The organism is Flavobacteriales bacterium (assembly GCA_025210805.1).
Taxonomy (GTDB): Bacteria; Bacteroidota; Bacteroidia; order Flavobacteriales; family CAJXXR01; genus JAOAQX01.
Genome location: JAOAQX010000027.1, coordinates 19,692 through 31,928, shown reverse-complemented (window position 1 = coordinate 31,928; position 12,237 = coordinate 19,692). Strand labels below are relative to the sequence as shown.

Here is a 12,237-nt window from a genome sequence, read left to right as displayed (position 1 = left end):
TAAACCATATTCCAAAGGTACGCAAACGTTAGCAAATACGCTAACAAGTGCTGATTATCAGGTTCATAATTTTACATTATGAAACGTATAACGATCAACAATATAATCGGAAAAGTAGGTGAGAAAAGTGGAATTTTCTTAACAGATGTTATTAGTCAATACGAAGCATTAGGAAGACCAAAAGAGCTTGAAATTTTCATTCAAACCTTCGGAGGCAGCACTCGTGTAGGAGATAGCATTTGTAAGTATTTCGAAGATTTGAAAGAACAAGGAGTAAAAATAAACACAGTTGCTGGCGAGTATGTAGCGAGTATGGGTGTTAAAATTTTCCTTCTTGGAGAAAATAGAGATGCTACAAAGTGTTCCTTTTTTATGATTCACAACCCTTGGGCGAAACCCAAAGGAGACGCAGATTTCCTCCGATTGTTTGCTGATAAATTAAAGGAAGAAGAGTATGAAATAGCAGAGCATTACGCATCTAGAACAGGAGCTAGTGTTGAGAGTATGAAGGCTTTAATGAAAATTGAAAGCGAATTAACACCTATACAAGTTTATCAACTTGGATTCAGCACTATTAAGCCACAAGAAGCCGACTTAGAACAAGTGGTGGCTTTTCTCGATTTGAATAAAAATCAATCAAAAACAAATAACCATAAACAAATGACAAAGGAAGAATTTGAAGCTAAAACAGATTCTTTTCTCGCTCGTGTATTGAACGTTTTTAAAAGTAATGGAGAGATCCATAATCTTATAGTTCAGGATGCTAACGGAAAGGAAATCGATTTTACCGAATTGAACGATGGAGATACTCCAAAAGTTGGAGATAAAGCCACAATTGATGGGAAATCAGCTTCGGGAGAATATGTAATGCCAAGCGGTGATACTTACTCGTTCGAAAATGGAGCATTAAGCAAAATCACTCCAAAAGAAGCTGACACTGACAGCGAGGAAGTGGCAAATCTTAAAGCCAAAATTGCTGAAAAGGAAAGTGAAATTGAGACTTTGAAAAACTCGAAAGAAACAGAAATCAACAATCTGAAAGAAACTCACAAAGAAGCTATGAATACTCTTAAAACAGAGGTTGAAACACAGTTCAATGAGTTTAAATCGACTTTCAATTTTGTAGAAACAAAACCCAATCAAAAGCCGAACACAAAGAAAAGATTTGGTTCGAAAATTAAGCCTGAATAGCAATCAATAATCAAGAAAATACACAATGGAAATTAATGTAGAAGATTTTCACATCAATGATGTGACAGAGCAAGAAGATTTAAACAAAGCGGTTTTTGAAACTGTTGTAACTGGCGGAGATATTGAGAAAAATTACTCCGTTGAATATGGTATCACCACAGGAACACAAGTAGCATTCATTGGAGCAATGGATGATGTTGGTTCTGCCAAGAGTGGTTGTGGTGGAGAAGAAGAAGATGCTGTAATCAAGTTTACAGATAAGAAATGGGAAGTAAACAAAGTAGGCTTCTTGCTTTCTTATTGTGAGGACGAATTACCACAAATGCTCAAAATCCTTAAAAGGAAGATTCACGAATCACCAGAGCGTTACAATGTCATTGAAGATGATGTTGAAAAACTTATCACCGCTCAAATCGAACTAGCCGTGAAGAAGTTAATTAACAGAATGGCTTGGATTGGAGACAAAACAGCCGACCATGTAAGCAATGGAGGGTCGTTTACAAACGGGGCAGCATTGAAGCGAATCAATGTTATCGATGGTCTTTTAAAAAGACTTGACTCAGAAGTTCCTGCGGAAAACAAAGTAACCATTCCCGAAAATGCAGAAGCGACAAAGAACGCTCAATTGACATTGGCAGACGATAGAGCTTTGAAGGTTTTCCGAGAAATGTACAATAAAATCACGCCCGAAATGTGGACGGATTTTGAAGAAAATGGAGGGTTTAGCGATTTGATGTATCGAGTGTCGCCCGAGCTTGTAAGAAACTGGGAGAATTTTATGGAAGATAAAGCACTTGCAACGTCTTTGCTTACCAAGGCAGAGGACGGAGTGACAAAGCACTCTTACCGTGGTATTCCAATCAAAGCTAAACATGATGTCTCAGTAAACTTGAAGAAATGGAAAGACAATGGAACCAAATGGGATAGACCATTGTTTGCAATCCTCGGAGCAAAAGACAATATGCCTATTGCATTTGGAGAAAAAGAAGCTTTCAAGAAACTGAAAATTTGGTTTGATAACAAGGAAGAGAAGGTTTATTTCCGCTGCTCGTTCGACATCGGAGCGATGATCATTGAAGAAGACAAAGTTATTTACGCACGCTAAAATATTATCACTATGAGTTGTGTATCACAATTATTAACAGCGGACTTGTTGGAGTCCGCTAATGTATTAGCCAATAAGGAAGGTCTTGGAGGTTGTAAGCTAGTTTTAATCAATCGGCAGCATATTCTAGGGTTTGCCTCCGATGGTTCAAACAAAATGGTCATAACAGACATTGACCAACGAGTAGGCACAAGCGGATTTGCTTTATCCAACATCAAGCAGTTAAATGACACGGGAACGGAATTCGTATCATCTGACGATGACGAGGATGGACATAAGCATACCTTGAACTTTGTGATCCGAAAGCCGACAAGAGAGGTTTTGTTACAGCTTTCGAACATGAAACGAAACTACGACGGATTTGTAGCAATAGTTAAACACAAATTTCAAGGCGAAGGAGGACAAGATCAGTTGAGGATTTACGGACTTGAAGCAGGAATGAAAGTAACTGCTTACACTTCCAATTCTAAGGAGTACACCAAGGTAACCTTGTCAACGAAGGATAACAATTTGGAAACTGAATCTTACCGAATTTACGACGAAGGAGTGGTAGCGGACAATTTAGCCAAATTCGAAAACAACTTCCCTGCCTAGTGGAGAAGTGGATTATCATACCAAAAGATATAATCTTTCAGGAACACAAAGCGGAGTTTTTGAAAGATTATTCTATTCATTTTCAAGATAATAACATCTGTGCTTCTTGTAAAAGCAAGCTCGATGACTATTACAAAAATTTCAAAGAAGTATTTATTATGAAAACTAAGAATTTGAACAAAGAGTACAAAGTAGCTGATGCTTACAATGGTGTTCAGCTTGAATTTGGTTCAAATGTCATTCTTTCTAATCAAAATTTCACCGAAGAAATTGGATTGATGTTTTTAGCGAAAAGAAAAAATGGAAAGAAACTTTTTGAGAAACTTCCAGACGATATTGATGAGCGGTTAAAAAAGTTTACCGAAGATAAAGTATTTGACATTTTCGACACAGAAGGCAATGTTATAGGGACTAAAACTCTCTCTTGGGAAGGGGATTTCAAAGGTTACAATTACGACCAAATGAAATATGATTTAGTTGTAGTAGAGGGCAAGGATACTTTCGTGGCGATTTCAGGACAGCAGAATGAATTAACACTAGAAAGCGACTCAGAGGAGAACGACCAAGAGGAGAATCAAGAAAATGACTCAGACACCAAAAATGACGAAGATCTCACTTTAACAGAGCTTAAAGAGAAATATCCTGACATCACATCAAATTCCAAGCAAGGATTTTTAGAGAAATTAAATAGTCAAAATTAATATAATTTGAGAGCTAATATCAATATTGAAAGTAGGCGAAAGCAACTCCAAGGATTTAACAAGAACCTTGGGGTTTTTGCCTATGGTACCAACAATGATTATCCTGAAAGAATGGAGCTTGCTATCGCTTCTTCATCGACGGCTAAGAGATGCGTTGATAAGTTGAGAAAATTCATTCTCGGAAAAGGTGTTGGCGACTTGAATTTAAAACAAATTGGCTCAAATAATGAAAAAATTTATGAGCTGATCAAAGGTATTTCAATAGACATAGCTCAACACAATGGGTTTGTAATTCATGTGAACTATGAGGGGGATTCTTCGGGAAAAATACACCCATCATCAGTTACTCATATTCCCTTAATATTCGCCCGAAAAGGAGCGAAAGACGATAAAGACCATATCGGCAAAATATGTCTTCATAGTAATTGGTATGAAGCCAAGAAAGACGATTTAAAGGTAATTAATTCCTATAACCCAATCAAAAAAGTGATCCTTTCCCAAATAGAAAAGTCAGGCGGATGGGACAATTACAATGGGCAAGTACTCTATTACTCTTTTGATACGAATAGAATATATCCAATATCCCCAATGGAAGTTGTTGAGGACGCTGGATTTAGTCAAAAAGCTATCCAAAGACTAAATAGAACATCACTTGAAAAGGGAAGATTTGGGACAACGTTAGTCATTACCGAATCGATGATTGATTCCGATTTAGACCTTGAGACAGAAGAAGGTCAAATCGAATTTAGAAACCAAAAAAAGGATCGTGATAATTTCCGAGAAGGTTTAAAAAAATCCAGAGGTGTAAACTCGGCTGAAACTATCATGCATATTGATGTAGATACGGAACAAGACGACTTGAACAAAGCTATTAAAGTAGTTCAATTGGACTCGAATATCAATGATAAGATGTTTGCCGAAAGTCGCAAAGCATCCAAAGAAGATATATGCGAAGCGTTTGGAGTTCCTATCGAACTAATTACTCCTAAAGCTTCATTGTTCGGGCAAAGTGGAGAAGCAATGAAGCAATTGAAATTAGAGCTTCAAGAAGACACAGAGGAGCAGAGAACTACAATTGAAAACATTTTGAACGACATCTTTAAAAGGATGAAGGATCCGTTTGAAATTAAAATCGAAAAACTAATAGAAGATGTTAATAACGGAAGCGGAAATAGCGAGTCATAAAGAAATACCAAGACATATCAATGGAATTGATGATGCTATTTTGTATGCAGAAAATCAAATGAAAGTGCTTTTTGGAAGTGCTTTTGTTTTGGCTTTAGAAACTGAAAGTTACAAGGATATTCTTTTTGGAAATAAAGATATTATGAGCATCAAGAAGTTTATTTCAGAGCTTGTTTATATCGGTCTATTAAGAAATGAAAATGTTTTCCTTGACAATGTGGGATTTGTTCAAAAAGAAACTAAAGATAGTGTTCTGATTAATTCTAAAACAAGGTATCGTTTAATCAACAAATCAAACAAAATGGCTTTTGGTTTATTCAAAGATTTATATGTGTATCTGAAAAGAAATAATGCCAAATATCCCGATTTTGACCCTGAAAATCTTGTGAACATATTTTCCACCACCAAAATTGAACTAATATGATAAAAGTCAATTTAGATAAGTCTAACGAAATACATATTCTAACGCCACAATTTCAAAATGAGGTGATAAGCTTGAATTTACCCGATGCTAACTTGAATGTTGGGTCCAAGTTGTCTTTCACTATTTCCCGAAGTCCTAAAGATTACAGGATGGAGCGAGTGCTGACAACTGGGAGCGGTTTAAATATAGTTGGAGATTCAGTACAAATTACTTTTGAAGGCGGTGGACTTCAAGATGGTAAATATTACTTTGAGCTATACAACACCGATACAACAGAGCTATTGGTAAAAGGTCTATTGGAAATTATACCAAACATTAATCACCTCCAAATACAAGCGGTTAAAAATCCATTCAAAGGCGGTGCATCTGCCTATGAACTTTGGAGACTTCAAAGTGGAAATGAAAACAAGACTTTAGAGGAGTTCTTTCAGATTAATATCCCAAGTCATTCATGGGATGGGACTAAATTAAAGTTCAAAAATCCCGATGGTAGCGATGGGCAGGAAGTTGATTTGAAAGGTGAAGTAGGAAAAAGCCCTTATCAAAACTGGCTAGAGCTAGGTAATACAGGTTCAGTAGCAGCATTTATTGACGATTTAAGACTTAAGTTCTCAGACCTAACAGAATCAGAAAAATTATCCTTAAAAGGAGATAAATTAAAGTTTTCAGACCTCACCCAAGCGGAGAAAGACTCTTTGAAAGTTAAAGGAGATGCTTTCACCTATTCAGATTTCACACCCCAACAAATCGAAGATCTGAAGGTTAAGGGAGAACAAGGTGAAAAGGGCGACCAAGGAGAGCAAGGAGACCAAGGCGAAAAACTCCAATTTTCAGATTTAACAACGACTGAAAAGGAATCCTTAAAGCAGCAAAGAATCCTTGATATAACAGAAATAACAGCTAACAAACAGTTTTCAAGCACTGATAATGCAGATGTTTATTGGCGCGTAAACAATGGTACAACAACAGCTATCAACATATCTTTTAATAACAACATACCCGTAGGCTTTCATGGAGCTATTCGACAGGTAAATACTGGAAGCGTAAACTTTACAGGAGCTACGTATATCCATAGGGATGGCTTCTTAACTCAAACTAAAAACAAAATGGATTTTGTGCATTTTGTGATCATTGGGCATGAAGACGACGGAACACCTATTGTTGAACTCGACGGAGACTTAAAGCCCCAATAGGATGAGAAATAGAAGTGTATTAATGAATTTGGCTCAAAGAATAGAGAGTAAAGCAATTCCTTTTGAGTATATGCAAAACTTGACTAATGGCTATTCGTTTAGAAAATTAAAAGAAAACTCCAACGACAATGCTATTCAGTTAGATATCGATGGAAGTATTCAAGACTTACCGTTAAACTCAAATTATTATACAAATCTGAACAGTCTGGGATCATCTGTCAAGTTAACAAAGCTATACGATCAAATAGGCAATGCGGAATTGATAGCAAATAGTCCCATATCATTAAACCAAAACGGCAAGTATCATTTGATGGATTTATCAAATAGAAATCTATCAAATAGTGGGATAGAGGGAGAATGTTTGTCCGTTGTGCTGAAAACAAACGACACTAATGCTATTTTGTTTAATAAATCTTGGACACGATTAATGTATATGTCGCAAACATCAGGAGCCATTTTACAGCAAGGCACAGGATCGAATAATGAATACTATGTGAATGGTAATCTGATAGCTAATGATAGACAAGAAATGATAGATAATGTTATTAATAAAGGTGTTGTGGTTATTACTATCAAAAATGTTAATACTTCAGTCTTTAACGGAGATTTCAATATAAATGGTTTTTATAATCAAAGTTACGGCTTTAGTGGCGAAATATTAGAGCTCATAACAGCTCCTAATTCGGAAGCTGAAAATATTATGGCAAATCAAAAAACGTACTATCAAATCTCTTAACTCATGAAACAAAAAATAATACTAAAAAGAAAGACCGATGCTCCTATTTTCAAAAGCGTAGCAAAAGGACTTTACCCAAATGCCGTACTCAAAGCAACGGTAAAGGAAATTGACAGACCAAATGTCTTGAGATTGCACTTTCAACTATTTGCTCATGCGGTATTGGAGAAAGTCCCGATATCAATGCAACTATCATTAGATAAAAGTAATATTGATGCAGATTTAGAAAATGGAGAGCTTGGATTTCCTTCTTGTAACCACGCTTTGGAATTTTATGTTGAAGTAGATAATAATGGCGTATATGTAACAGGTGATCATGGCAAATACTGGCTTACGCATCAGGACAGAGTAACATTACCAAACGGACTAGGTGAAATAAATCTATCCAACTGGGAATTCATGACGAATGAAGAAATTGAATCTTTAGAATGGAAGCAATAGTAATACCTTTTGGAACAAATCCAACCTTCATTCCTTTGGATTACTACCCAACATCAAGAGAAAGTAAGTTCTTTGAGCTGTACGCACCGCTTGAAGTTACTTTGAGTAATGGTGATGTGATTGTGATCCCGAAAGGTTTTAAAACAGATTTAAGCTCAACGCCCCGTTGGTTGTGGTCTTTTTTACCGCCTTATGGAGTTGATTTGATTGCTTATATCATTCATGACTATTTATTTGTAACCAAAATTTATAGCAGAAAATTTACAGATACTGAAATGTATCTATGGGCAAAAATATTAAGAAAAGACAATACAGATCCATGGCTTAGATACCAAGGAGTAAGACTCTTTGGCTGGGCGGTGTGGCACAAAATAATAAAATTATGAAGCATTGGATAATTGAAAATAAAGAATGGATAGCGGGGTCAATAGCAACTTTGTCCGCTTGGTTTGGTGGGAGAAAATTAAAGAAAACAAATGAAAAATCTGCCGAGCTTGAAAATTTAAAAACTCTTAGAGAAATCGAAAAAGAGGTAGTAACCGAAACAAGAAACTACGTCGATGAACTCATGGAGATCATCAAAAACAAGGATAAAATAATTGAAGAACAAAAGAAGATTATTTCTCGCCAAAGGGAGCAACTTCAAAAATGTAAAGTATCATGCAACATAGACAGTTAACACCTCATTTTAATCTAATAGAATTTCATTCAAAAGATGGTGCCGAAATGCCTGTTGAAGTTTTTAAGAACGTCAAGAAAATGGCGAATATTTTGGAAATAGTGAGAAGCTACTTCAATCAACCTATTCGAATAAACTCAGCTTATAGAAGTCCAGAGCATAACAGAAAAATTGGAGGAGTTCGAAATTCATTTCACACCAAAGGAATGGCGGTGGATATTACTATTAAAAACAAAACGCCAAAGCAAGTTACTAAAGGCATTAAGCATTTAATAAGATTAGGTGCTATTCCTCAAGGCGGAATAGGCTTGTATAATGGCTTTGTTCATTATGACTTTAGAGGATATAAAGCACGTTGGGATAAATCATCTTGGTATAATTTCTTTTAAAATGAAAACACTACTTTACATATTACTTGTATTTTCCTTTACTTCTTGCTCAATTCTAAAGAAAAAAGAATCAAAATTGGTCCACCTTAAACAAATCGAGGTGGTGAAATCTGATAGTTTGGATATTCAACTGGATTTAGGTAAGATCATGACGGATTTTCGAGAGCATAAATTATCCCTTGGCGATGTGGACATAGAGTTCAAAAACGTAAAAGGAAAAGCGAAAGCGAAAATCAGAAGGAAGCCAAAAATTGTTCAGAAAAAGGAAAAGGAAATTTTTATCCACAAAGAAAAAGAAGTTCGAACTAAAAGTGACTGGAAATCACAATTACAATTTTGGTTACTGATCATTGCTGTTTTGATGATGCTTTATTTTAAAATTCGAAAGTAAAATTAGCATATTTACAAATTGTTTATCTTTGAGGTTGTAAACAGACCAAAAACGCCCCGAAATAACCTTATTGTTACTATTTTTGTTACTATACTTTTGGAAAAGTGTTAGTAATCAATATTTTAAATGTTGCATTCAAGTCCCGTCTCAGGTACAAGAAAAGAACATACGATTTATTTGTATGTTCTTTTTTTATGTCTAATATTTTTAGAATAAGTCCATTAAAAAAAATCAAAAAAAAGCGATTTCAGAGAATTGAAACCGCTTTTTGTAGATCCTTTTTTCAAAAGTTTATTTCATTACCACAAATTTGTTAATCATTTGCCCTCTAAAAAGAAGGAAATATATACCGTTTTCCATAGATCCAATTGGGTAAGAGATATGATTTTTATTAACCGAAATATTGCCAACAATTTTCCCAGAAATGTCTGTAATCTGAATACTTTGATCAAGATAAATATCTTGTAACTCAATATTCAGCGTGTGATTTACAGGATTTGGGTAAACAGTCGCTTTTGGGTATTTTACTTCATGAACACCTACATATCCCCCCGAAGTAAGAAGGCTTTTTCTTGTAGTGTTTAGAATATTGTGCATATAGGTAACTTGTTGTTTGGTAAACATCAAAAGGACTTTGTCATCAGAGTAATCCATAAAGTTTACATACATATCATTACTCCCGCAAGATTGCGGAATGCTAGAGGGAACCCCATAAGTTTCAGAAGCCTGAGCAGGTGTGTCTGAGAAACCATCATCACTGGTACAACCTCCACCGCCCCATGTATGATCGAGTCCTAGATAATGTCCTGTTTCATGTACGCCTGTTCTTCCTAAATTAAAAGGAGCACCACTTGAGAATCCTACATGACGATAATGTAGTACCATTCCATCGTTTGGACTTCCGTGTGCTGGTGGTTGGGTGGCAAATCCAAGGGTGTTGTCACCAATTCTACAGACCCAAATATTCATATATTTTTTGGTGTCCCATGCGTTTGCCCCGCCAGTAGAAGTTTTTTTCATTTTATTATCTACAATAAATTCATCTACTGTTGTTGAATACCGGTTAATTCCTGTAGTGTAGTTTCCATTGGGATCTCTATCTGCAAGTGCAAAATGAATCTTTGAATAACCCTTTGCGGATTTAAAAACATTAGGAATATCTACAGAATCAGCATTAAGAGCTCGATAATCTTGGTTCATAATCGCTATTTGCTCATGGACTCTGGCATCGGGAATATTTTGTGCATTTGTTTTATAAAGAATATGAAAAACCACAGGAATGGTATCAGAATTAAAGTTATTTCTCATTTGAGGTTCACTCACAAAACGATGAACTCTAGACTCCTCAAGGTTTTGAAGATATCCCGGTATTTCTTTCTCCATTATATGGCTAAATGCATCGTGTGCACAGCGTTTATCCTGCGCTAATCCATTTGTCCAGAGTAGAATTGCAGAAAATAAAAATAGATTTTTGAACATATAGTTTGATTCTTTGTTTCCAAGGTTCATTTTGAATGTATTTGTCTTTTGGTAAATAGGAAGTTCTTAATAAATGCAGTAAAAAAGAGTAAAAATTTAGTTGCAAGTTAAATAATTTTCAAAATTATCTCTTCTGATAATTAATTTTACTCCTTAAAATTAAGGAAATAATACCATTTCTGTTTATTTATCGATAGAATGCCAACAGATAACTAAGTATCAATTTGAACGAGGAGAAGCAGTGATTGTTACCAGCTAATACCGGTATGGTGTTAATTATTTCAACGATATTTTAAGACAAAAATTGACTGGATTATCGATCATTTTTCTTGGGATTTCAGGGAGTTGTATATATTTGTTAAATATTTGAAGAATTACAATGAAAATCATCATAGCTGGCGCTGGAGAAGTAGGGTTTCATCTAGCAAAATTACTATCCTTTGAGGCTCAGGATATCACTTTAATAGACCTCAACCAAGAGAAATTAGAATACGCTGATAGTCATTTGGATATTATTACAATCTGTGATGATGCCACAGCACCAAGAGTCCTGAAGGAAGCACAAATAGAAGACGCTGATCTACTGATTGCCGTAACGGCATCTGATACCAGTAATTTTATGATTGCTGTTTTGGGGAAACGTTTTGGAGCTAAGAAGACGATCGCTAGAATGGGTTCTTATGCCTTTCAAAATTCTGAACAAAAGGAAGATCTTCGAGTTCTGGGTATCGATGAAGTCATCTCTCCCGAAAAATTAGCCGCTGATGAAATATTCAGTCTAATAGGTCAATCTTGTTTTAACGAATCTTTTGATTTTGATCATGGATTACTCCATTTGGTGGGGGCTGTGATTAAAGAAAATTCACCAGTTGCTGGGCTGACCATGGCAGAGGCAAGTATACGTTTTCATAATATCCCCTTTAATACCATTTCGGTTCAAAGAGATCGTAACCAAGAAACGATTGTGCCACGAGGAGAAACTGTTTTTATGCCTGGAGATCAAGTATATTTTGTAACTAATGAAGCCGGTTATAGAGATCTATATAAGCTGGTTGATCAAGAAAACAAGAAGATAGAAAAAATAATGATTCTAGGAGGGAGTAGGATCGGGGTTAATTCTGCTAAATTGCTTTGTGACGATAAATATCGAGTAAAATTATTTGAAAAAGATAAAGATAAATCTTTCAAGATTGCCGATAAATTTCCAGGAATGATGGTAATTAATGGAGATGGAAGAAATGTAGAGCTGTTACAAGAAGAAAATATTGATGATGTAGATGCCTTTGTAGCACTCACAGGAGATTCTGAAACCAATATTATGTCATGTTTGGTTGCAAAAGGACGAGGTGTTAAAAAAACCATAGCTTTGGTAGAAAACATGGATTATCTTCATTTATCTCAGTCCATAGGAATAGATTCATTGATCAATAAAAAATTCTTGGCAGCCAGCCAAATTGTAAGATATATCCGTTCTGGTGAAGTTTTGGCACTTACAAATATCAATAATAGCAATGCAGAAGTATTGGAATATGAAGTAAAAGAGCATTGCAAAATCAGAGGAAAAGAATTACGTGATTTACGTTTGCCAAGACAATCCATTGTAGGAGGAATTGTAAGAGGAGAGGATGGTATTTTACCAAAAGGTAACTTCAAAATAGAAGAAGGTGATCATATTTTGATTTTCTGTTTACCAGAGGCTATTTCGGACGTTGAAAAATTATTTAAATAA

15 protein-coding genes are annotated in these 12,237 nt (G+C 35.4%); 14 read left to right on the top strand and 1 reads right to left on the bottom strand.

Annotation, left to right across the window (positions count from 1 at the left end):
- Positions 1 to 78 precede the first annotated feature (78 nt).
- The 13 genes from N4A45_10320 to N4A45_10260 all read left to right on the top strand — a co-directional run bounded on the left by N4A45_10320 (position 79) and on the right by N4A45_10260 (position 9,029).
- A complete protein-coding gene (locus N4A45_10320) occupies positions 79 to 1,191 on the top strand; it encodes an ATP-dependent Clp protease proteolytic subunit (GenBank protein ID MCT4665616.1) in 1,113 nt (370 codons plus the stop codon).
- 25 nt (positions 1,192 to 1,216) lie between these two features.
- Entirely contained in the window at positions 1,217 to 2,296 is a 1,080-nt protein-coding gene (locus N4A45_10315) for a hypothetical protein (protein MCT4665615.1), read from the top strand.
- Between the two features lie 12 nt (positions 2,297 to 2,308).
- The gene (locus tag N4A45_10310; protein ID MCT4665614.1) at positions 2,309 to 2,890 is read left to right on the top strand and encodes a hypothetical protein; all 582 of its coding nucleotides are present in this window, start codon (positions 2,309 to 2,311) and stop codon (positions 2,888 to 2,890) included.
- 158 nt (positions 2,891 to 3,048) lie between these two features.
- Positions 3,049 to 3,591 carry a hypothetical protein gene (locus tag N4A45_10305; GenBank protein MCT4665613.1) on the top strand — a complete coding sequence of 181 codons (543 nt, stop codon included), beginning with the start codon at positions 3,049 to 3,051 and terminating at the stop codon, positions 3,589 to 3,591.
- Between the two features lie 6 nt (positions 3,592 to 3,597).
- The gene (locus tag N4A45_10300) at positions 3,598 to 4,776 is read left to right on the top strand and encodes a hypothetical protein (protein ID MCT4665612.1); all 1,179 of its coding nucleotides are present in this window, start codon (positions 3,598 to 3,600) and stop codon (positions 4,774 to 4,776) included.
- Positions 4,742 to 5,200 (top strand): hypothetical protein, encoded by a 459-nt coding sequence (locus tag N4A45_10295; protein ID MCT4665611.1) that lies wholly within the window; start codon positions 4,742 to 4,744, stop codon positions 5,198 to 5,200. Before N4A45_10300 ends, N4A45_10295 begins: the two co-directional genes overlap by 35 nt.
- Complete coding sequence (locus tag N4A45_10290; protein MCT4665610.1) at positions 5,197 to 6,393, top strand: hypothetical protein; 1,197 nt, start codon at positions 5,197 to 5,199, stop codon at positions 6,391 to 6,393. The genes N4A45_10295 and N4A45_10290 overlap by 4 nt, the downstream gene beginning before the upstream one ends.
- A 1-nt stretch (position 6,394) precedes the next feature.
- A complete protein-coding gene (locus tag N4A45_10285; protein MCT4665609.1) occupies positions 6,395 to 7,129 on the top strand; it encodes a hypothetical protein in 735 nt (244 codons plus the stop codon).
- 3 nt (positions 7,130 to 7,132) lie between these two features.
- Positions 7,133 to 7,570 carry a hypothetical protein gene (locus tag N4A45_10280; protein MCT4665608.1) on the top strand — a complete coding sequence of 146 codons (438 nt, stop codon included), beginning with the start codon at positions 7,133 to 7,135 and terminating at the stop codon, positions 7,568 to 7,570.
- Positions 7,558 to 7,956 (top strand): DUF1353 domain-containing protein, encoded by a 399-nt coding sequence (locus tag N4A45_10275; GenBank protein ID MCT4665607.1) that lies wholly within the window; start codon positions 7,558 to 7,560, stop codon positions 7,954 to 7,956. Before N4A45_10280 ends, N4A45_10275 begins: the two co-directional genes overlap by 13 nt.
- On the top strand, positions 7,953 to 8,249 hold the full coding sequence (locus N4A45_10270) for a hypothetical protein (GenBank protein MCT4665606.1): 297 nt from the start codon (positions 7,953 to 7,955) through the stop codon (positions 8,247 to 8,249). The genes N4A45_10275 and N4A45_10270 overlap by 4 nt, the downstream gene beginning before the upstream one ends.
- Positions 8,231 to 8,638 carry a D-Ala-D-Ala carboxypeptidase family metallohydrolase gene (locus tag N4A45_10265; GenBank protein MCT4665605.1) on the top strand — a complete coding sequence of 136 codons (408 nt, stop codon included), beginning with the start codon at positions 8,231 to 8,233 and terminating at the stop codon, positions 8,636 to 8,638. The genes N4A45_10270 and N4A45_10265 overlap by 19 nt, the downstream gene beginning before the upstream one ends.
- A 1-nt stretch (position 8,639) precedes the next feature.
- Entirely contained in the window at positions 8,640 to 9,029 is a 390-nt protein-coding gene (locus N4A45_10260) for a hypothetical protein (protein ID MCT4665604.1), read from the top strand.
- Positions 9,030 to 9,320: 291 nt separating this feature from the next.
- Here the strand turns inward: N4A45_10260 and N4A45_10255 are convergent, their stop codons facing one another.
- Positions 9,321 to 10,538, bottom strand: a complete 1,218-nt coding sequence (locus N4A45_10255) for a M43 family zinc metalloprotease (protein MCT4665603.1) — start codon at positions 10,536 to 10,538, stop codon at positions 9,321 to 9,323.
- A gap of 349 nt (positions 10,539 to 10,887) precedes the next feature.
- Here N4A45_10255 and trkA point away from each other — a divergent pair, with 349 nt between their 5' ends.
- Positions 10,888 to 12,237 carry a Trk system potassium transporter TrkA gene (gene trkA, locus N4A45_10250; GenBank protein MCT4665602.1) on the top strand — a complete coding sequence of 450 codons (1,350 nt, stop codon included), beginning with the start codon at positions 10,888 to 10,890 and terminating at the stop codon, positions 12,235 to 12,237.